The 19,242-nt window shown below is 63.1% G+C and carries 21 protein-coding genes; 12 read left to right on the forward strand and 9 right to left on the reverse strand.

Features of this window, described 5'->3' with window-relative positions; genetic code table 11:
* Positions 1–87: 87 nt before the first annotated feature.
* From JQ609_RS14070 to JQ609_RS14085, 4 genes are all read right to left on the reverse strand, one after another.
* Positions 88–513: a DOPA 4,5-dioxygenase family protein gene (locus JQ609_RS14070; protein WP_212273844.1), complete on the reverse strand. Its 426-nt coding sequence runs from the start codon at positions 511–513 to the stop codon at positions 88–90.
* 112 nt (positions 514–625) lie between these two features.
* A complete protein-coding gene (locus JQ609_RS14075; RefSeq protein ID WP_212273845.1) occupies positions 626–1,183 on the reverse strand; it encodes a carboxymuconolactone decarboxylase family protein in 558 nt (185 codons plus the stop codon).
* 47 nt (positions 1,184–1,230) lie between these two features.
* Positions 1,231–1,764, reverse strand: coding sequence for a VOC family protein (locus tag JQ609_RS14080; protein WP_212273846.1), 534 nt, complete (start codon positions 1,762–1,764; stop codon positions 1,231–1,233).
* Between the two features lie 63 nt (positions 1,765–1,827).
* Complete coding sequence (locus JQ609_RS14085; protein WP_212273847.1) at positions 1,828–2,625, reverse strand: SDR family NAD(P)-dependent oxidoreductase; 798 nt, start codon at positions 2,623–2,625, stop codon at positions 1,828–1,830.
* Between the two features lie 214 nt (positions 2,626–2,839).
* Here JQ609_RS14085 and JQ609_RS14090 point away from each other — a divergent pair, with 214 nt between their 5' ends.
* Positions 2,840–3,880 carry a LacI family DNA-binding transcriptional regulator gene (locus tag JQ609_RS14090; protein ID WP_212273848.1) on the forward strand — a complete coding sequence of 347 codons (1,041 nt, stop codon included), beginning with the start codon at positions 2,840–2,842 and terminating at the stop codon, positions 3,878–3,880.
* Positions 3,881–3,960: 80 nt separating this feature from the next.
* Positions 3,961–4,929 carry a tripartite tricarboxylate transporter substrate binding protein gene (locus tag JQ609_RS14095; RefSeq protein WP_212273849.1) on the forward strand — a complete coding sequence of 323 codons (969 nt, stop codon included), beginning with the start codon at positions 3,961–3,963 and terminating at the stop codon, positions 4,927–4,929.
* 50 nt (positions 4,930–4,979) lie between these two features.
* Here JQ609_RS14095 and JQ609_RS14100 read toward each other — a convergent pair whose 3' ends face one another.
* Both JQ609_RS14100 and JQ609_RS14105 read right to left on the reverse strand, forming a co-directional pair.
* Entirely contained in the window at positions 4,980–6,203 is a 1,224-nt protein-coding gene (locus tag JQ609_RS14100) for a cytochrome P450 (RefSeq protein WP_212273850.1), read from the reverse strand.
* A gap of 64 nt (positions 6,204–6,267) precedes the next feature.
* The gene (locus tag JQ609_RS14105) at positions 6,268–6,477 is read right to left on the reverse strand and encodes a ferredoxin (RefSeq protein ID WP_212273851.1); all 210 of its coding nucleotides are present in this window, start codon (positions 6,475–6,477) and stop codon (positions 6,268–6,270) included.
* 163 nt (positions 6,478–6,640) lie between these two features.
* Here JQ609_RS14105 and JQ609_RS14110 point away from each other — a divergent pair, with 163 nt between their 5' ends.
* From JQ609_RS14110 to JQ609_RS14120, 3 genes are all read left to right on the forward strand, one after another.
* Positions 6,641–7,279: a TetR/AcrR family transcriptional regulator gene (locus JQ609_RS14110; protein ID WP_212209157.1), complete on the forward strand. Its 639-nt coding sequence runs from the start codon at positions 6,641–6,643 to the stop codon at positions 7,277–7,279.
* A 118-nt stretch (positions 7,280–7,397) separates the two neighbouring features.
* A complete protein-coding gene (locus JQ609_RS14115) occupies positions 7,398–8,306 on the forward strand; it encodes a hypothetical protein (RefSeq protein ID WP_212273852.1) in 909 nt (302 codons plus the stop codon).
* Between the two features lie 69 nt (positions 8,307–8,375).
* On the forward strand, positions 8,376–9,200 hold the full coding sequence (locus JQ609_RS14120; RefSeq protein ID WP_212273853.1) for an SDR family NAD(P)-dependent oxidoreductase: 825 nt from the start codon (positions 8,376–8,378) through the stop codon (positions 9,198–9,200).
* Here the strand turns inward: JQ609_RS14120 and JQ609_RS14125 are convergent.
* Complete coding sequence (locus JQ609_RS14125; RefSeq protein ID WP_192740622.1) at positions 9,150–9,383, reverse strand: hypothetical protein; 234 nt, start codon at positions 9,381–9,383, stop codon at positions 9,150–9,152. The two genes, JQ609_RS14120 and JQ609_RS14125, sit on opposite strands and share 51 nt — an antisense overlap.
* Before the next feature lie 206 nt (positions 9,384–9,589).
* Between JQ609_RS14125 and JQ609_RS14130 the strand changes: the two genes are divergently transcribed.
* Positions 9,590–9,811, forward strand: coding sequence for a hypothetical protein (locus JQ609_RS14130; protein ID WP_212209154.1), 222 nt, complete (start codon positions 9,590–9,592; stop codon positions 9,809–9,811).
* A 127-nt stretch (positions 9,812–9,938) separates the two neighbouring features.
* Complete coding sequence (locus tag JQ609_RS14135) at positions 9,939–11,009, forward strand: putative sulfate exporter family transporter (RefSeq protein WP_212273854.1); 1,071 nt, start codon at positions 9,939–9,941, stop codon at positions 11,007–11,009.
* A 397-nt stretch (positions 11,010–11,406) separates the two neighbouring features.
* Here JQ609_RS14135 and JQ609_RS14140 read toward each other — a convergent pair whose 3' ends face one another.
* Both JQ609_RS14140 and JQ609_RS35770 read right to left on the reverse strand, forming a co-directional pair.
* Positions 11,407–11,784: a carboxymuconolactone decarboxylase family protein gene (locus tag JQ609_RS14140; protein WP_192734580.1), complete on the reverse strand. Its 378-nt coding sequence runs from the start codon at positions 11,782–11,784 to the stop codon at positions 11,407–11,409.
* Between the two features lie 48 nt (positions 11,785–11,832).
* Positions 11,833–13,176: an MmgE/PrpD family protein gene (locus JQ609_RS35770; RefSeq protein ID WP_212273855.1), complete on the reverse strand. Its 1,344-nt coding sequence runs from the start codon at positions 13,174–13,176 to the stop codon at positions 11,833–11,835.
* A gap of 148 nt (positions 13,177–13,324) precedes the next feature.
* On the opposite strand from JQ609_RS35770, the gene JQ609_RS14150 reads away from it, so the two are divergent.
* The 5 genes from JQ609_RS14150 to JQ609_RS14170 all read left to right on the forward strand — a co-directional run bounded on the left by JQ609_RS14150 (position 13,325) and on the right by JQ609_RS14170 (position 19,230).
* Complete coding sequence (locus JQ609_RS14150) at positions 13,325–14,254, forward strand: NAD(P)-dependent oxidoreductase (protein WP_283813850.1); 930 nt, start codon at positions 13,325–13,327, stop codon at positions 14,252–14,254.
* 31 nt (positions 14,255–14,285) lie between these two features.
* Positions 14,286–15,683, forward strand: a complete 1,398-nt coding sequence (locus tag JQ609_RS14155) for an MmgE/PrpD family protein (RefSeq protein ID WP_212273856.1) — start codon at positions 14,286–14,288, stop codon at positions 15,681–15,683.
* A 127-nt stretch (positions 15,684–15,810) separates the two neighbouring features.
* Positions 15,811–16,749 carry a branched-chain amino acid ABC transporter permease gene (locus tag JQ609_RS14160; protein ID WP_211996673.1) on the forward strand — a complete coding sequence of 313 codons (939 nt, stop codon included), beginning with the start codon at positions 15,811–15,813 and terminating at the stop codon, positions 16,747–16,749.
* On the forward strand, positions 16,746–18,536 hold the full coding sequence (locus JQ609_RS14165) for an ABC transporter permease subunit (protein WP_212273857.1): 1,791 nt from the start codon (positions 16,746–16,748) through the stop codon (positions 18,534–18,536). Before JQ609_RS14160 ends, JQ609_RS14165 begins: the two co-directional genes overlap by 4 nt.
* Positions 18,523–19,230 (forward strand): ABC transporter ATP-binding protein, encoded by a 708-nt coding sequence (locus tag JQ609_RS14170; RefSeq protein WP_212209149.1) that lies wholly within the window; start codon positions 18,523–18,525, stop codon positions 19,228–19,230. Before JQ609_RS14165 ends, JQ609_RS14170 begins: the two co-directional genes overlap by 14 nt.
* Positions 19,231–19,242 lie beyond the last annotated feature (12 nt).

Genomic DNA, 19,242 nt, shown 5'->3' on the forward strand with positions numbered 1-19,242 from the left:
GCTAGGGTCATCCATCGAATTCGCGGCGACCCGGGCAATCTTGGTAAACAGCCGCCGGTTCCGGGTGTGACAATAATGGAGGCATGCTCAGGGCCGGATCGTCGGGCTGGTATTCGGCGCCGGCGCCTGTTCCAGCTCGGAATGGTCCGGCAGCTTGTCCGCATGCACTGATAGCGGGGGCCCGATCCAGATCGGATCGGCAAGATGGTCGCGGCGCGGATTCGTCGTGTTCGGATGGACCAGAACGCTCAGCCTGCCATGATTGAGCATCAGCCAGGGCACCAGTTCAGGGAACACCTCTTTGGCAAAGGCCACCTGATACATCGCCTGATCGTGGGGACCGACCTTGACGTCGTGCCAGCGGCCGATCGTCACCGAAAAGCGCTCGCCAATCCAGCCGCGCAACTGCTCGGCTTCGCCTCGCGTCGCCGCCGGATCGTAATAGATATGGGCATGGTAGCTGGCGATCTCGCTCAGGGATCGCGCAGCCCCCTTCTCCGGCAACTCGCTCATCGCGACCGCTCCGTTTCCTGCCAATCTAATACAGCAGCAACCATCGCCTCAAGCGGCGGTAGGGTCAATCGGCAGATGGTCACCTTTTCCGGCAGCGGCACTTGCGCTGACTTCAGCTGCGCCGTTTGCCGCCTTCGAAGACGGTCATACCGGCGGCGGGATCGAGGTCGGTCTCGGTCGCCTCGGTGAGGCGCGCCATCATCATGTAGAAGCCGATCGTCATGATCGATTCGACGATCTCCTGCTCGGAGAAATGCGCGCGCATCCCGCCAAATACCGGCTCAGGCACACGCACATTGTCGACCACTTGCCGACCGAAAGCCAGCAGCGCCTGTTCGGCTGCATTGAACGCGGCGTCGGCGTAATTGCCCTGTTCGAGGCAGTCGATCTGCGGCTGCGTGACGCCGACGCCGAGCGCGATCGGGACATGCTGGCGCCACTCATAGGCGCCGCCTTCCCGCTGCGCGGCCTGCAGGATCAGCAACTCGCGATTGACGTGGCTGAGCTTCTGCTTATGCAGGATGGAGTTGGCGAACCGCATCGCCGGAATGAAGTTGGTCTCGGCATGCGCCAGCATCCGGAAGATGTTGAGCTTGACCGGCATCCGGTCGAAAGCCGTGCGGATGTCGCCGCTGGTCTTCTCCGGATCGATCAGGGGTAGTCTGGCCATGCGCGTCTCCTTGCGTTTGCTGTTTTTCTTTCGACGTTGACCGGGGATCAGCGAGCTCTGACGTCACGGATCGGATCGGAGCCGTCCCAGGCGGCCGCGATCTGCTTGATGTGCTCGAAGAAGCGTCCCTTTCCGCCGCTGATATCGGAGATCTCGATCACGGTGCCGGGATGGGATTCCGTATCGAAATAGCAGAAGCGGCCCTGCTCGCCGCCGATCTGGCCCTCGTGCCCGACCTTGTAGCCCAGCGACAACGCGCGGTCGTAGAGCGCCTGATATTCCCTCGTCCAGTACGACATGTGCTGCATTCCTTCGCGCCCGGAATCGAGAAACTCCTTGTACATGGAAGGCGCGTCATTCCGTTGCTGGATCAACTCGATCTGAAGATCGCCGGAATTGGCGAGCGCGATGCTCATCTCCACGCCGGACTCGGCACCGCGGTGACGGAAATAGTCGGTCTTGACCCGGTCGATATAGAACCAGGGCCCGACGCCCATCACGTTGATCCAGTGATCCATCGCGGCGTGGATGTCACGCACCACATATCCGTTCTGACAGACGGCGCCAAAAATGCGACTCATGTTTACCTCCGTTGCCGCGGACCTTAGTCCGCCTATTGCGGACCGCCGCGGCATCATTTCCCGTCAGCCGATCGAACGGCCGCCGTCGATCACGAGCTCGGTGCCCGTGACGTAGCGGCTCTCGTCGCTGGCGAGCCACAGAATACCATTGGCGATATCTTCCGGCATCGCCTTGAACCCGAGCGGCACCGCGCGTTCGGTCAGCTTGTCCAGTGTCGGTCCGCGCGGCGGTCCCGAATTCGAGCCTGCCTCGGCGGTGCCGATCAGCGTATCCCAGATCGCGGTTTCGGTGATGCCGGGGTGAAGCGAGTTGACGCGCACGCCGTCCTTGGCAGCGGCGCATTCCAGCGCGACGGATTTTGTGAACAGACGGACGCCGCCCTTGGTCGCGCAATAGCCGGACACGTTTGGCGAGGCTTTGATTCCCGCGATCGAGGAAACATTGATGATGCTGCCGCCACCGCCTGCGCGCATCAGCGGAAGCGCGGTTTTGACGCCGAGGAAGACGCCATCGAGGTTGACGGCAACCTGCCGGCGCCAATCGGCAAGCGACATGTCGACGACCGGACTGGAGAGACCGATCCCGGCGTTGTTGACGAGAACGTCGAGCCGGCCGAACCGCGCCTTCGTCCTCGTTATCACCGACTGCCAGTCTTCCTCGCTGGTCACGTCGTGATGGAAGTATTCCGCCGCGCATCCGGCCGATCGCAATTCGCTTAGCAGGCGCTCGCCGTTCTCGTCCTGCAGATCGGTCGCGACGATCTTCGCGCCCTCGCGCGCCAACACGATGACCGCGCCGCGCCCGATCCCGTTGGCGGCGCCGGTCACCAGCGCGACCTTGCCTTCGACCCGCCGTTTCATGCGCTCCGCCCGTTCACGCCAAATCCTCCCAGCCCGGTCGGGCGCTGTTCTTGGAAACGTTTCCACGATTGAGCTTGATGTTTCCAATGATGTCAATATTAATAGGTAAAGTACCTCAAATAACGTTTCCAGTAACACGTCGATTTTGATCTGCCAGAGTTCGAATCCAAACGAATCCGGGCGCTTAGGACGAGACAGCGGGCACGCAGGACCGATGGCCAGAACCCAGCCGACTCCATCCCTGCGCCCGACCATCCGCGATGTCGCCGCGCAAGCCGGCGTGTCGGTCTCTAGCGTCAGCCGGGTGTTGAACCGCGAGCCGCATACGAGTCCTGAACTGCACGCCCGGATCATGCGCGTGGTGGACCGACTCGGGTTCGAGCCACATTCCGCCGCGCAGGCGCTGCGCTCGCGCGCGAGCAACACGATCGGCTGCATGGTCTCGGATATCTCCAACCCGCTCTACAGCGAGATGGTCAACGCCGCGGAAGAGGAATTGCAACGCGCCGGCTACGTCCTGATGCTCGGCGCAACCCGGCACGCCGAGGAACGCGAGACCGCTTTCATATCCGCGGTGCGCCGGCGGCGGATGGATGGATTGCTGCTGTTCGCCGGAGACAACACTCACAAGGATTTCACCAGCGCGCTGGCCACGCTCGACCTGCCCTGTGTCGGGATCGACCGCGAGGTGCCGGGCGCGCCGTCGGTGCGCGCCGATCATCGCGGCGGCGGCTTTGAGGTGACGCGCTATCTCATCCGCCTTGGCCATCGCCGTATCGCGCTGCTGACCGGGCCTGCGGCGGTGCTGCCGAGTACGGAGCGAGTAGCCGGATATCGGCAGGCGCATATTGAATCCGGACTTGATGTCGATCTCGATCTCGTCCGCCCGCAGGTGCACGGCTCGGGCATCGCCTTCAGCGACGTCTGCCAGTTGCTGCAGGGGCCTGCGCCGCCCACGGCGATCATCACGCTGGGAACGCATATGCTCGCAAGCGTGATGGACGCGTTCGCCAGTAACGGCATTCGCTATCCGAGCGACATCTCGCTGGTGTGTATCGGCGACACGGATCTGGCCCGGCACGCGACGCCGGCAATCAGCACGCTGACATGGGACTTGAGCGAAATCGGCAGGATCGCCGCAAAAACCCTGCTTGAGCGGGTGCGCGACGGGGATCAGGCCCAGGACACCAGGCCGATTTATCTGCCGACCCGATTCATCCTTCGACATTCCTGCGCCGAGCCGCGCGCCAAATGATTTGAGAATCTGCCCTGCTTACCTGCCTGTTCTGGCGACCATCAAAAAAGAAAACACCGGGAAACCCAAGGGAGTTGCGTATGAAGTTCCGCGTAATGCTGCTGACATTGCTGACGTTCGTATTGGCCATTTGTGCGGCACGAGCCGAAGATGCGTCGGACTACCCCTCCAGAAAAATCAAGATGCTGCTGCCGTTCGCGGCCGGTGGCGGCGGTGACGTGATCGGCCGGCTGCTGGCCGACAAGATGGGCAAGCGCCTGGGGCAGACCATTTTCGTCGAGAACCGCACGGGGGCGGCCGGCACCATCGGCACGCAGATGGTCGCGACCTCGCCGGCGGACGGTTACACCATCATGATCGGCGGCATGACCACCCACGTCCTTGCGCCCGCGTCCTATGCGAACCTGTCCTATGACCCGATCAAGGATTTCGCGGTCATCGGCCGCATCGGAACGTCGGCGATCCTGGTGGTAGCCTCAAGGGATTTTCCGGCCAGCGACCTGCGCGGCCTGATCGCAATGGCGAAGAAAGGCGATCAGATCCAGTACGGCACGTGGGGCGTCGGCTCGACCGGACATTTCTGCGCGGAGATCCTGTCGCAGAAGGCCGGCATCAAGCTCGAACACGTCCCGTTCAGCGGCGCGGCCAAGCTTGCCAACGATATGATCGGTGGTCACATCTCGCTCGGCACCCTCGACATGGCGACGGCGACGCCGCTGGTGAAGGATGGAAAATTGAAGGCGCTGGGCACATGCGGGGATCGCTCGCCAAGCCTGCCTGAAGTCGCAAGCTACAAGGACCAGGGGATCGATTTTGAGCGCAGCCTGTCCTGGGTCATGTACGCGCCCGCAGGCATTCCCGACATCGCCGCAAAGAAGCTTTCAGCAGCACTGCAGGAGTCGATCGCCGAAGCGGACATGACCGAAAGGCTGCTCGCGCTCGGCGTCACCGCGGACTTCATCCCCGGAGACCGGCAGCGCGACATCAATTTGCGCGACATCGAGGCCTGGAGGGTGGTCGCCAGAGAAGCCAAAATCGAGATCAAGTGAACGCGCGGGCGATCCGGCCGAATTGCCGGCACGCCGCGCCCGAAGCAGGTTCAGTTTTTCTTGCCGAACAGCACCGGAAGCTGGCGCGGGCCGCGCACCGTACCTTCCGACCAGGTGACCTTGCCGGCCGGATCGAGCCTGAAGTCCGGAATCCGCTTCAGCCATTCCTCGATCGCGACCGTCATTTCCATGCGCGCGAGGTTGGAGCCGACGCAGCGGTGAATGCCGAGACCGAACGCGGCATGGCGGTTCTCCTTGCGGTCGATCACCACCTTGTCGGCATCGGGGAACATCGCGGGGTCGCGGTTGGCCGCCGGGAACGACAGCAGCACCATGTTGCCCGGCTTGACCGGGCAGCCGCTGATGGTGGTCTCCTTCATCACTTCGCGCGCCATCGTGACCGGCGAATAGGCCCGCAAGAATTCCTCGATCGCGCTCGGCATCAGTTCCGGCTCCGCGATCAGGCGGTCGCGGTCCGCGGGCGTGTTCGCCAGATGCCACAGCGAGGAGCCGATCGCGCTCCAGGTGGTGTCGATGCCGGCAATCAGCAGCAGGCGCAGCGAACCCAGCACCTGGGAATCTTCCAGGGGATTGCCGTCCTTGTCCTTGGCCTTCATCAGGGTCGAGATCAGATCGTCGGTCGGATGCGTCTTGCGATGCTCGATATGGCCGGTGAAATACGCGGTCATCTCCTGCACCGCCTGCACCAGCATGCTCTCGTTCTTGATGCTGAGCTCGAGGATCATGTGGATCCACTTGACGAACAGATCGCCATCCTTCTCGGGAATGCCGAGCATGTGCGCGATGGCGCGCACCGGAACATGCTTGGTGTAGCGCGCCGCGGCGTCGCATTGGCCGTCTTCGATGAATTCGTCGATCAGCTCGTTGCAGATGGCACGGACCCGCGGCTCCAGTTTCGTCATCGCGTCCGGCGTGAACGGCGGCAGCAGCAATTGCTTGGCGGGCTTGTGCTCGGGCGGATCTGAGGTGATCGGAGGCGCGGCGTTGCGCTGCACTTCCGGCCGCACGTCGCGCACGATGACGCGCCGCGAGGAGAAATGCTCGGTGTCGTAGGCGATCTCCTTCACCGCCTGATAGGTGGTCGGCAGATAGCAGCCGAGGAAACGCTTGGTGTGCACGACAGGGCATTCGCTGCGCAACTCGTCCCAGATCGGAAACGGATTCTCGGTCCAGCGCGGATCGGTATGATCGAAATCGTTGACCCAGTCGGTGACCGGAGGATGTTCGGGCATCATGCTGACGGAATCGGACATCGCGCAAATTCCTTTTGCTTGGTTCGTTCAGGACGAGCTTGATTTCAGGACCGGACTATCGCCGCTATTCTTCCTGCACTTCGATCGCGATTTCGGGGCAATTGGTCTGGGCGAGCCAGGCCTTGTCTTCCATGCCCGCGGGGACCGAACCGTCGCCGACTTCATGGGCATTGCCGAATTCGTCGAGCTCGAACAGTTCCGGCGCCAGCGACTTGCAGCGTGCGTGTCCCTGACATTTGTCCTGGTCGACGCGGATCTTCAGCTTTCCCGGCATGGCGAGCGCTCCTTCAAGCCGTGCGCGCTCGAGTGGCGCGCCGCATTTCCTCGTTTGATTTGGGCGCTGCCAGCCGCGGCCGGTCCGCCTCTTCAAGTTATATCCTATTACATTGCTGTCGCCGTTGTGCTGTCAAGCGGAAAGTTATAGATCATTACACTGAATGCCGCCTCGCCCCGCACGTAAAGCGCTCAACACCTATCACCATGGGGATCTCCGCGATGCCCTGGTTCAGGCCGCGCTCGGGGAAGTGGAACTCGGCGGCCCCGAAGCGATCAGCATCAGTGCGCTGGCCAAGAGGCTCGGCGTCTCGCAGCCGGCTCCCTACAAGCATTTTGCCGACCGCGAGAGCCTGCTCACGGCGGTAACGGCCGAAGCCTTCCGCCAGTTCAACGCCATCCTGCGCGAGTCGATCGGAAAACCCTCCAGGCGTTCGAAGCTGTCGCGGCTGGCGCAAGCCACATTGGATTTCGGTCTACGCCGCAACGGCGTCTACCGCCTGATGTTCGCCTCACGGATCATGGCATGCGCACCCAAGGGCAGCGAGCTGCACGTCGCCGCGATGGAAACCTTCGAGCTGCTGCTGGAATCCCTCGAAGCGCCCGCGGTCGGATTGCTGCGCGAACGCAGTGCCCTGCAAATCTGGGCCGCGCTGCACGGCGTGGTCATGCTGGCCGAACAGGGACTTCTCACCGGCCAACTTGCCAATGTCAGCCGGGAAGAACTGGTCGAAGATATCGTCGAGCAGACCAAACTGGCGCTGGCGGTGGCCATCAAGGCGGCGGACAAGAACGGCCGATAAGGCTCACCTGGTCCTCATGGTGCGGCGTCCGCAAATCCGTTATCATGGGACCTGCGTAGCTGTTGCCGGAAAAGCGGCTGCCCTGGATGCGAGTGGGCCGGTGCAAGTTCGATTGAAAATGAGATTTGCGCACACCCGGCCGGCGCGAACCGGCCTGCGGCTGGCACTCGGGATATTGCTGTCGCTTTGCTGGTCCGGGCTCGCGTCTGGCAAGGACAATGGCGAGGATGAAGATGAGCCGGCCAAGCCGAAGCCGGTATTGCCGAACATCTATCTCGACTTGCGGACGATCTACACCACCCTGCCGGCAGGTACGCTCTCGATCGGCTTCAACGCGCCGCCACTATTGTCGACGCTGTCGAACCTGACATCGCTCGGGACCTTGTCCTCCCCGGCCAGCCGCAGCATCAATCTCGACATTCCCGTGACGGTGGACGTCAACGAGTGGCTGTCGGTCTATGGTGGCGTCAGCGGCGCTTCGTCCCAATCGGGCAGCCTGCCCTGGTCGTCGTTCGATATCTACGGTTTTACGGTCGGCTTTCAGGCCGACCTCTATCAGCAAAACGGTGGCATGTTTCCAACGGTGACGATACAAAGCAACGCATCGCGATCGATTTCCGACGCGCCATTGGCGACGACCTCCTACAATACGATCCTCGAATTCGGCTACGCGCTGAATCCGGACGAAACGCGGGGACTGCTCGCCGGCGCGCAATACACAAAGATCATCGTCGATTCCATATTCGCTGAAGTGAAGCCTGGCTATGTCGGCTATCTCGGCGGCTACTATCAGTGGGACAACAACTGGAAGCTGACCGGCCGCTTCGGCGTGCAATCGTTCGGCGGCGCGCAGCTTCTCAATCTCACGCCGTTCCCGGCCTTCACCCAGCCGATCGTACGGCTCGATCTCGACCGCATGGACGACGACGACAACCGCCTGTTCGGCGTCACCGCGCAGATCGCCTGGACGCCGAAGCCGTCCTATCAGCTGACGGTGAGGACGCCGCTCTATGCGATCAAGAATTAAGGCGCGTTCCGGCACCCGCGGATGCCGCCCCCGGTCACACTGACACATTCACATCCAGGAGAAGACATCATGACACCCAGCGACGGCGCACGGACGCTCGAGGGCAAGGTTGCATTGGTCACCGGCGCGGGCCGCGGGCTCGGCCGCGCTTTCGCGGAAAAACTGGCTGCGATGGGCGCCAACGTCGCGATCCACGGCATGCGCGAGAACGGACCGGCCGAATATGGCGAGGGATCGACGCTGACCGCGGTCGCGGAAGATGTCGCCAAGGCGCATGGCGTACGCACCGTTCGCGTGCTCGGTGATCTCACGCAAGGCGTCGACATCGCCCGCGTGGTCGAGACCACGACGCGCGAACTGGGGCCGATCGAGATCCTCGTCCACAATGCCGGCGGCGACATCGCCGCCAAGGGCGGCAAGCCGGATCCGAACGACGCCATCACGATCAAGGAAGAGGACGTACGCGCGGTGCTGGATCGCAACCTGCTCAGCACGATCCTGACCTGCCAGGCGGTAGCGCAGGAGATGATGAAACGGCGCCAGGGCCGCATCGTCACCGTCGGTTCGGTCGCGGCCTTCAAGGGCCGCACCAAAGGCTCGATCTACGCCGTCGCCAAGGCCGGCATGACGCATTACACGCGCTGCCTCGCCGACCAGCTGCGCGCCTACGACATCAATGTGAACTGCATCGCGCCGGGCGACACCCGCACCGGCCGCTTCATGGGCACGCGCGCAGTCGACCAAAATCGTCTGGTCGAAACCGGCACGCTCGACCGCATCGCCACCGTCGATGAAGTCGCGCGCGTCGTCGAAATGTTCGCTGGCCCGATGGGGGCGTTCGTCTCAGGACAGGTGCTGCGCGTCGACGGCGCCGGGCAGTGCTGGGCGGCCTGACACCCGCTCTCTCAACTGGTCAAATTCGCCGGAATGGTAGGTGGCGCCGTCAGGCGTCACGATTTCGACGTCCCAGCAGCCGTCCGATATCAGTTCGTCGGCCTTTTTCATCGCGGCCAGCACCGACTCCCGCCGCAAGGTCACGGTTCCCGATGTATCGAGCGCGGTAATGAGAAATACCATGGGCGGCTCCTGTTTCGGATTCGCACCAGTGTGGCTGGGAATACGGCCGGGTCAAGCGGCATGAATTGGAGGCCAGGAGAAGAAAAACCTACCCCGGAACGGCAGCGGGAAAGGGGCTTCCACGTTCTGGCCGCAGATTGCATACCGCTACCCTTGCTTCCGGGCCGAACTGGGCGACATTAGGGGCTCGTTCAATGGAAGCCGCCATGAGCTCGCCCGCCTTCGATCCCTTTGGAGAACTGGTCCCGACCGCCGATTCGGCGGCCGCGCCGGAGCGTGCGCCGAGCTGGCTGAAATCGGCCGGTGTCGGGCTGTTCTGGGGGCTGGTTGGCGTCATCGTGCTGGCACGCGCGATGTACTTCGAACCGGGCGCATTCAGCTTCGGGCAGGCCGTGGCGTGGGCACAGGGCCTGTTCGGGTTGCTCTAGGGGCACGCGATACGCCCGCCCCGGTTGAAGCGGGAAGAAAAACACTCTCCCCGCCTCGCTAAATCGAAAATTTATTGGTGAAGCCGAGCAGGCCGGCGCATAAACTGTTCTCCAAAACGGGGGGCATGTGCCGCAACAAGACCACGAGACCGACGGGATAAGGTCGGAACCAGGCGAGCTCGGCCGCCGCCTGGCCCTCATTCCCGGCATCGCACTTTGCGGCGCGATCACCGCCGTTTCGCTTGGCGCCCAACTGGTCGAAGAGCACATCTTCGCCCACCCCTATGTCGAAGCGCTCGTCATCGCGATCCTGCTCGGGATGGCGATTCGCACTGCTTGGCACCCCTCCGAGCGCTGGCGCTCCGGCATTGCCTTCAGCGCCAAACAGCTGCTCGAGGTCGCCGTCATGTTACTCGGCGCTTCCGTCAGCTTTGCCGCGATCGTGGCGTCCGGCTACCTTTTGGTCGCAGCGATCGTCGCTACCGTCATCATCATGCTGGCTGTCAGCTACGGCCTCAGCCGGATGCTCGGCCTGCCGACCAAAATGTCGATCCTGATCGCCTGCGGCAATTCGATCTGCGGCAATTCGGCAATCGCCGCGGTGGCGCCCGTGATCGGCGCCGATGGCGACGATGTCGCCTCGTCGATCTCCTTCACCGCGATCCTCGGCGTCCTGATGGTGCTGGGCCTGCCGCTCCTGATCCCGTTGCTCGCGCTGTCCGCGACGCAATACGGCATTCTGGCGGGCCTTACCGTCTATGCCGTTCCGCAGGTGCTGGCGGCGACCGTCCCCGCCGGTATCGTCGCCACGCAGATCGGCACGCTGGTGAAACTCGTGCGCGTGCTGATGCTGGGGCCGATCGTGGTCGGGCTCTCGCTCGTCGCCGCGCACCGCCGCAAGCGCCATGCCGACGCGACCAGGGCGGTTGCGATCAGCCCGTTCAAGCTGGTGCCGTGGTTCATCATCGGCTTTCTGGTGCTCGCCGCGCTGCGCTCGCTTCAGCTCGTGCCGGACATCGCGGTCGCGCCGGTGACTAAAACCGCTGGTATCCTCACCGTGCTGTCGATGGCAGCCCTCGGGCTTGGTGTCGATGTGCGCGTTCTCTCAACGGTCGGTGGAAGGGTCACCGCCGCGGTCACGCTGTCGCTGCTCCTGCTGCTCGGCCTGAGCATCGGACTTGTGCATTTCTTCAGATGAGCGAGCCGTCAGTGTGGCCTACGCCGCTCTCATTCCGCCCAATTGTGCAACAGCCGATCGATATCGCCGCCTGCGGTCACAACTAGCGTCACGATGTCCTTGCATGGCCGCATCTTCTACATAGCCATCCGGCATTTCGTCTATCAAAGTCCGACGCCGACGCAGCTCGATGACGTCGTCGTTGACGCCGTCAGGCTATTTCTCGAAGGCTCAAATCCCTGATGCCTGAGCTTGTCGCATCCAAGAGCAAGCCCTGATCACAACGCGCGACTCGTTGGCGCAAGAACCGTCGGGACTCCGCGGAAATCATACCCACTCGGCGCTGAGGATGCCGCGGTACTGAACGGCAGACCGCGACATGATCTCTTGCCCCTTAATGATTGCCCTGACGGCTGCGTCATTGCTCTTCCACTTCCTTGAACGCCTCCCGCGCGTTTCGGAAGGCATCGATTCCCGAAGGGATGCCGCAATAGACGGCGACTTGAAGCAGGATCTCCTTGATCTCGTCCTTTGTAAGCCCGTTCACGAGGGCCCCTTTTACGTGCAGCTTCAGTTCGTGGGGACGGCCCAGCGCACCGAGCATGGCCAGATTGACGATGCTGCGGGTACGACGGTCCAGACCCGGCCGCGTCCACAGAGCGCCCCAGCAAAATTCGGTCGACCATTCCGCCATCGTCCGGGTGAATTCATCGGCGCCGGCAATGGATTTGTTGACGTAATCCTCGCCGAGCACTTCCTTGCGAACCTTCAGGCCCTTGTCGAACAACTCAGTCATCGTTGGTTCCTTTCATTGTTTGAGAACTGTTTTTCAAGGCGGCGCGGCTCAGCCGCGCGCCCCCATCAGGCTTGAGGCGTCCGCGAGCTCGTCGAGACGCCAGACACCATCGATGATGCGATCTATATCCCAATCAGTCCTGCCCAGCCGCGCGCAATCGCGCAGTTTCGCCTCGATATCCCGATCCGACAGCGGATCGGCAAGACTACCCTTCGCTTGCATCACGATCTCGGTGAGCGTCTCACCCGACGTCAATCGGATGATGACACGCGCAGCACCATCCGGAAGCCAAGCGTCAAGCTCAGCCCGCACCTTCTGGCGCAGGGATACGATGTCGGGCCGAAATACGGTCGCGTCCGCGAACTCGGTGACGCCGGCCGCCCCCACCAACAGCGCGCAGGCGGCGCAGTGATGGATGCTGACCCGCGCGTCGCGTTCGTTGCCAACCGGCCGGTCGCCGCGCGCGAGCAGAAGGGCTGAGCCCTGCACCGTAATGGAGGTGGTATCATCGATGCGCCCGCCCAGCTTCGCACGCAAATTGAAGCAGGCGTCGATCACGGCGTGAAACACGATACCCGCCGGATAGGGCTTGTAGGAGTTCTTCGCGATCTCCCATGTCTTGCCGAGGCTGCCGGTCAATCGCCCAAGATCAGGCTCGTCTCCCATGGCGCGGGCCCAACCGAACGGTCCCTCAATGGCCCGGGGCGATGCGGAATAGCCCTCGGCCGCAAGCAATGCTGCGAACAGGCCGTTGCGCGCCGCGTTGCCGACGCTGACATTCTTGGCGGCGCTCGGGAGATTCTCGATGATCCCGGCCGACTGGCTGGCGGCAATTCCGATCGCATTTGAAACCTGGTCCGCCGGAAGCCCGAGCAGCTTGGCGCAGGCTGCGGCCGCACCGAATACCCCGCAGGTCGAGGTGATGTGCCAGCCGCGCGCATAATGGCCGGGGGACACCGCATTGCCGATGCGGCATTCGACCTCCACGCCGAGAATGAATGCCGTGAGCACAGCCTGCCCGGAAAATCCCCGCGCTTGCGCCAATGCCAGGACCGGTGCTGCAACAGGTGCCGCCGGATGAATGATGGTGTCCAGATGGGTATCGTCAAAATCGAGCAGATTGGCCGAAACCGCGTTGACGAACGACGCAGCCAGCGCATCGAGCCGTTCCGGACGACCGATGACCGCGGATGTCGCGGCCCCGCTGAACGGCAACAACGTGCGCAACGCGGCAGTGACGGCGGGATCATTCGCCGACCCGAGCGCGGTCGCGAAGAAGTTCAGGATCGAGCGTTTCGCTTCGTGACTTTGCGCGGCGACATCCACCCACACCGTGCCGGCAACGAAATCGGCGAATGTCGTGCCGGCGCCTTGCGCTTCATCTTGCCGCACTGAGTGAATTCCTCGGTCCTTGTTTTTCCGACCCTATTCCGGCGCGACATCGCCTGTCGACAAGAATCTTATGCTTGACAGATTGACTGACAATCTGGAAATTCGGCGAAACGCGACCGGGGAACCCTCCGGTGCGGCAAGAACAAGAATGCGCCCCGGCTTGCGGCGCGACAGGGAGCGAACCATGGCAGCGGAAACAATCGGCTTTGTCGGAACGGGCCGCATGGGCGGACCGATGGCCGGGCGCCTGCTCGATGCCGGCTACTCGCTGTGCATTTACGATTCGCAGAGCGAGGCGACCAAGGCGCTGGTTGCGCGCGGCGCACGGCTTGCGAAATCACCCGCCGAAGTCGCATCGAGCGCCGATATCGTGCTTTGCAGTCTGCCCACCCCTGATATCGTCAAGGCGGTTGCGCTGGGGCCCGATGGAATCGTTGCCGGAAACCGCGCCACGGTGCTGATCGACCTGTCCACCACCGGACCCGGCGCAGCCAAATTGATCGCGAAGGGATTTGAAGCGAGGAACCTGACCCTGGTCGATGCGCCTGTCAGCGGCGGCATCAAGGGCGCGGTGAACGGCACGCTCGCGGTCATGGTGTCCTGCCCGAAGGCGACCTATGACCGGGTTGAGCCGATCCTGAAACATTTCGGAAAGCTGTTTTACACCGGCGACAAGCCGGGCACCGCACAAACCGCGAAACTCGCTAACAATCTGATGGCGGCTGCGGCTCTGGTGATTACCTCCGAAGCGGTGGCGATGGGCGTCAAGGGCGGCGTCAACGCCAAGGTGCTGATCGACATCATCAACGCCAGCAGCGGGCGCAACAGCGCCTCCGAAGACAAATTCCCCCGCGCCGTGCTTCCCGGCACCTTCGATTTCGGATTCACCACCGGCCTCTCCTACAAGGACGTCCGGCTTTGCGTCGATGAAGCCGAAGCGATGGGCGTTCCGATGGTCTGCGGCTCGGTCGTCAGGCAGATGCTCGCGATTACCAATGCCAAGTATGGCGCGTCATCCGACTTCACCTCGATCGCCAAAGTGCTTGAGGAATGGGCCGGCGTCGAAATGCGCGGCTAGACCGAAGCCACCGGCGCGAGGGGCGATGGCCATGACGATCGGATCGAGCGGACCAGGCGAGGTTTCGTTGGCGCGAGCGCTGACGCGCACCGCGCTTGCCGTCGCCCCCGACCGTTTCGACGCTGAGGTCATCGCCAAGGCAAAAATCTGCCTCCTCGATTTTCTCTCCTGCGCATTCGAGGCGCGCAATCACCCGTGGAGCCGCCAGGCGATCGGTATCGCGCGCGAGGTCGGAGACGGCGCAACTGTCATCGGCACCCACACTCGCGCCTCGCCTGGCGACGCGGCCTTCGCCAACGCGACCATGGGCCACGGCCTGGTGCGCGAGGACATGCACGCCGCCAGCATCTGCCACCATGGCGTGGTGATCTGGCCGACGTTGCTCGCATTGTCGGAACGAACGCCGCTATCAGGCGCGACATTGCTTGCTGCTGCAATCATCGGCTATGAGACCGGCGCGCAGATCGGCCGCGCGCTCTTTACCTCCGATCTCGCCCGCCTCTACCGGCCGACCGGTCTTGTGACGCCACTCGGCGCAGCGTTAGCGGGAAGCTATGCCCTTGGCCTTACCGAAAATGCCGCAACCAGCGCCATTGCCATTGCCGCCAACACATCGGCCGGCCTGAACGAATGGCCGCGCGCCGGCGGCTCCGAAATGTATTTCCACCCGGGCTTTGCAGCGCGTAACGCGATTGCGGCGATCGAATTGGCGGAGGCCGGCGCCCTCGCTTCGGAAACGATTCTCGAGGGCGAAGCCGGATTGTTCGCCGCCTTCGGCCGCCGGCCCGCCCCTGACGATATCCGTTTGTTCACCGGCGCCGAGCCGGAAATCATGGCCGTCTACAACAAGCCGGCTCCCGCCTGCAATTTCGCGCAAACCGCAGCGCAGGCAGCCCTGCGCGCCGCGCGCGAATTCGGATCAACGGACGACATCGCGACCGTTGCCATTCGGGTGCCGGAAGCCGCGGCCCGTTACCCCGGCTGCGATTCGAAAGGGCCCTTTCACAACGCGCTGCAGGCCAAGATGAGCATTCCCTTCAGCGTCGCCGCCGTGCTGGCGCGCGGCGCGCTTGAAGAAAAAAACTACGCTGACATCGACGATCCCAGGACACTCCGCCTCGTCGAGCGGACCGAGCTGCAAAGCGCGCCTGATCTTTCCGCCGCATTTCCCGCGAACCAGGGCGCCGAGATCCTTGTTGGCCTGCGCAATGGAAAGATCATCCACCACCGCCTCGACAACGTGATCGCGGCCACACCGGACGAAATCCGCAGCCGCTTTCGGCGTGCTGCTTCCGGCGTCATCGGCGACAAGCCCGCGCTGCATCTGGAGGAGTTGGTGAACAACTGCACAGCGCTTCCGGACAGCCGCCTCATCGCCGCCCGGTGTCGGCTTGAACCGTCCGGGCAGCGACTGCGACCGGCATCATGATCGATAACTACAAACTGAAACTGGGGAGCAAAATGTTCAAACCGGAAATGGCCAAAACAGCCACAGCGATGGCCGGCACGAAACACCGATCCTCCCTCCGCACGAGAGGTTTTCAGTGACCCAGGCCCTGGAAGGCTTCCTGCAAGCACTGTCTGCCGGACTCCTGATCGGCGCGGTCTACGGCCTGATGTGCGTCGGGCTCGGGCTGATCTTCGGCGTCATGCGGGTGATCAATTTCGCCCAGGGCGATTTCATGATGCTCGGCATGTATGCCGCGTTCTATTTCTTCACCGCGTTCGGCGTGCAGGCGACATTCGGCAACACTTTCGGGCCATTCGTCGCGATCCTGCTGGCCGGCCCGGTGCTGGCCGTGTTCGGTTACTTCGTCCATCTTACTCTGATATCGCGCGTATCAGGCATGCGCACCTCCTCGCTTGAGGGCGAAGGTCACTATGCCCAGCTCATTCTGACGCTCGGAATCGCACTGATCCTGCAGAATGGCGGCCTGCTCGTGTTCGGCTCCGTACTGGCCTCGATCCGGACGCCGCTGTCGAGTTCGGCGTGGGAGCTTGGACCGATGGTTTATGACGTCAGCGTCTTCATCAACAAGGCGCGCGGGATAGATGCCGTCGTTTCGCTGGTGACGATGCTGCTGCTGACGCTAATGATCACGCGGTCGCGGATCGGAAAATCGCTGCGCGCCGCCGCCGATAACCCTACCGCGGCGACCTATATGGGCATCGACGTCGACCGCGCGCACCGCATCGCCTTCGCGCTCGGCACCGGAATCACCGCGATTGCCGGCGGCCTGCTCGCCACCAACTATCCATTCCATCCCTTCGTCGGTGTCGAATACGTCATCGTCATGTATGCCGGCGTCGTGCTCGGCGGCATGGGCAGCCTCATCGGCGCCTTCTGGGGCGGCATGACGATTGGCCTCGTGCAGCAGATGTCGACGCTGATCCTGCCGACGCAATTGCAGAACGCCGCGATCTTCGTCGTGTTCCTGCTGATCATCTTCTTTCGTCCGCAAGGCTTCTTCGGACGCATGGTCGAGAGGACATGACCATGCACGGATGGCGTTCACTGCTGCCTATCCTCGTCTTCACCGCGCTCTATGCCGCGGTGTCGCTGAGCGTGACCAATTCCTATTACCAGCTGGTGATGACGCTGGTTCCTGTCTGGGCGATCTTCGGGCTGTCGTGGAATCTGCTGAGCGGATACACCGGGCTGATCTCGTTCGGCCACGCCGCCTTCTTCGGCGTCGGCGCCTATACCGTCGTGCTCTGCCAGATCCATTTCGACCTGTCGCCGTGGGTGACGATCCCCATCGCGGCCGTTCTCGGCGGTATCGCCGGATTGCTGATCGGCTTTCCGACCTTCCGCCTGCAGGGGCACTACTTCGCATTGGCGATGCTGGCCTACCCGCTCGCGATCCTCTACGTGTTCGAATGGCTCGGCCTGCAGGAAGTGACGCTGCCCATCAAGCGCGACAATCCGATCGCCTATATGCAATTCACCGATCACCGTCTCTACACGCTGCTGGCGCTAGCGATGATGCTCGGCACCATCCTGCTGACACGGGCGATCGAACGGTCGCGCTTCGGCATGGCGCTGCTTGCGATCAAGCAAAATGAGGCGGCCGCGGAGGCCGCCGGGATCAACACGCTGGCCTGGAAGCTCCGTGCCGTCACACTCAGCGGCGCCATCGCCGGGGCTGTCGGCGGGTTCTACGCTGTCGTGTTGCTGGTGGTGACCCCGCAATCCGTGTTCGGCATGCTGGTATCGGCACAGGCGCTGACGGTCGCCATGTTCGGCGGTGTTGGAACAGTCTGGGGTCCGGTGATCGGATCGGTGATCCTGATCCCGCTCGCCGAAACACTCAATGCCGAAGCGGGCTCGCGCTTTCCCGGCATTCAGGGGGTCATTTACGGCCTCGCGATCATCTGCGTCATCCTGCTCGCCCCTGAGGGTCTGTTCTGGAAAGTGCGTGACTTCCTGCGCAAGCGGTCGGCGCCATCGGCTGCGGCGAAGCCGAGCGCGCCGGATGTTTCGGTCGCGACTGCCGCCCCCGCCGCACCGGCGCCAGCGCGTGCCAAACGACCCGCCGGGACAGGCGATGTCGTCCTCGAAGTCCGTAACCTGTCGCGTTCCTTTGGCGGGTTGAAGGCCGTGCAGGATGTCAGCTTCAAGCTGCGACAAAACGAGATCCTCGGAATTATCGGTCCCAACGGAGCCGGCAAGACCACGCTGTTCAACCTGCTCAACGGATTCCTGCGGCCGGGTACCGGCGAGATTCTGCTCGACGGACGCGAGATGTCCGGCCGCAAGCCGCACGAACTCTGCGAGGCCGGCATCGGCCGCACCTTCCAGATCATGCGCCCGTTCCTGCGCATGTCGATTTCGGACAATGTCGTGGTCGGGGCCTATGTGCGCGCCGAGACCGATGCCGAGGCCAGAAAGCTGGCGGCCGATGCGATTGCCCGCGTCGGACTGTCTGAGATCGCCGAGCGCATCGCGGGCGAACTCACGACCAAGGAATTGCGGCTGATGGAACTCGCTCGCGCGCTGGCCGGACAGCCACGCATCCTGCTGCTCGACGAGACGCTCGCAGGCCTCGGACATGACGAAGCCAACGAGGTCGTGGCGGTGATTCAGCGGCTTGCGCGCGACGGCATGACGATCGCGATTATCGAACACACGATGCAGGCGATGGTCCGCCTGGTCGACAGTTTCCTGGTGCTCGACCACGGCGCCGTGATCGTCGAGGGCGAACCCGAAGCGGTCACGCGCGACAGCCGCGTCATCGAGGCTTATCTCGGCAAAAAATGGGTGGCCCATGCTCCGAATTGAAGGGCTGACCGCCGGCTATTCCGCGATTCCCGTGTTGAACGGCGTCTCGATCAAGGTCGACGAAGGCCAGTTCGTCGCGATCGTCGGACCGAACGGCGCCGGCAAGACCACGCTGTTCAAGACGATTTCCGGTATCGTGCAGCCGAGCGCGGGAACGATCACATTCGAAGATCACGACCTGCTGGCGATCCGGCCGTCGCAACGCGCGCATCTCGGCATCGCCCACGTCCCGGAAGGCCGTCAGGTCTTTCCTTCGCTCACGGTGATGGAAAACCTCGAAATGGGCGCGATGACCGAGGCCGGCCAGCGCGACTGGAAACTCAACATCGAGCGCATCTTCGAATGGCTGCCGATCCTGGCCGAGCGCCGCGGCCAGTTCGCGGGCACGCTCTCCGGCGGACAGCAGCAGATGCTGGCGATCGGCCGCGGGCTCGCAGGTTCGCCCAAGCTCCTGATGCTGGATGAACCCTCGATGGGCCTTGCGCCCACCATCGCCGATTTCATCTTCGAACGGCTGATCGAAATCCGCCGGCAATCCAACCTGACCATCCTGCTGGTCGAACAGCGCGTGGCGGAGGCCCTCGAATCCGCCGACCACGGCTACGTGCTCGAAGCCGGCCGCGTCGCGCTCGAAGGCAACAACGAAACCTTGCGGGCGGACGACCGCATCCGCAAGGCCTATCTCGGCATGTAACCAACAACAACA

It is taken from the genome of Bradyrhizobium sp. AUGA SZCCT0169, assembly GCF_018130085.1.
In the GTDB taxonomy this organism is placed as follows: domain Bacteria; phylum Pseudomonadota; class Alphaproteobacteria; order Rhizobiales; family Xanthobacteraceae; genus Bradyrhizobium.

Coding starts and splice junctions, on each gene's coding strand:
- JQ609_RS14110 (WP_212209157.1), top strand. CDS start 6,641: ATGCCGCCTCGCCCCGCACGTAAAGCGCTCAACACCTATCACCATGGG.
- JQ609_RS14100 (WP_212273850.1), bottom strand. CDS start 6,203: ATGTCCGATTCCGTCAGCATGATGCCCGAACATCCTCCGGTCACCGAC.
- JQ609_RS14085 (WP_212273847.1), bottom strand. CDS start 2,625: ATGAAACGGCGGGTCGAAGGCAAGGTCGCGCTGGTGACCGGCGCCGCC.
- JQ609_RS14125 (WP_192740622.1), bottom strand. CDS start 9,383: ATGGTATTTCTCATTACCGCGCTCGATACATCGGGAACCGTGACCTTG.
- JQ609_RS14070 (WP_212273844.1), bottom strand. CDS start 513: ATGAGCGAGTTGCCGGAGAAGGGGGCTGCGCGATCCCTGAGCGAGATC.
- JQ609_RS14095 (WP_212273849.1), top strand. CDS start 3,961: ATGAAGTTCCGCGTAATGCTGCTGACATTGCTGACGTTCGTATTGGCC.
- JQ609_RS14120 (WP_212273853.1), top strand. CDS start 8,376: ATGACACCCAGCGACGGCGCACGGACGCTCGAGGGCAAGGTTGCATTG.
- JQ609_RS14170 (WP_212209149.1), top strand. CDS start 18,523: ATGCTCCGAATTGAAGGGCTGACCGCCGGCTATTCCGCGATTCCCGTG.
- JQ609_RS14075 (WP_212273845.1), bottom strand. CDS start 1,183: ATGGCCAGACTACCCCTGATCGATCCGGAGAAGACCAGCGGCGACATC.
- JQ609_RS14140 (WP_192734580.1), bottom strand. CDS start 11,784: ATGACTGAGTTGTTCGACAAGGGCCTGAAGGTTCGCAAGGAAGTGCTC.
- JQ609_RS14155 (WP_212273856.1), top strand. CDS start 14,286: ATGACGATCGGATCGAGCGGACCAGGCGAGGTTTCGTTGGCGCGAGCG.
- JQ609_RS14130 (WP_212209154.1), top strand. CDS start 9,590: ATGAGCTCGCCCGCCTTCGATCCCTTTGGAGAACTGGTCCCGACCGCC.
- JQ609_RS14090 (WP_212273848.1), top strand. CDS start 2,840: ATGGCCAGAACCCAGCCGACTCCATCCCTGCGCCCGACCATCCGCGAT.
- JQ609_RS14115 (WP_212273852.1), top strand. CDS start 7,398: ATGAGATTTGCGCACACCCGGCCGGCGCGAACCGGCCTGCGGCTGGCA.
- JQ609_RS14165 (WP_212273857.1), top strand. CDS start 16,746: ATGACCATGCACGGATGGCGTTCACTGCTGCCTATCCTCGTCTTCACC.
- JQ609_RS14105 (WP_212273851.1), bottom strand. CDS start 6,477: ATGCCGGGAAAGCTGAAGATCCGCGTCGACCAGGACAAATGTCAGGGA.
- JQ609_RS14150 (WP_283813850.1), top strand. CDS start 13,325: ATGCGCCCCGGCTTGCGGCGCGACAGGGAGCGAACCATGGCAGCGGAA.
- JQ609_RS14080 (WP_212273846.1), bottom strand. CDS start 1,764: ATGAGTCGCATTTTTGGCGCCGTCTGTCAGAACGGATATGTGGTGCGT.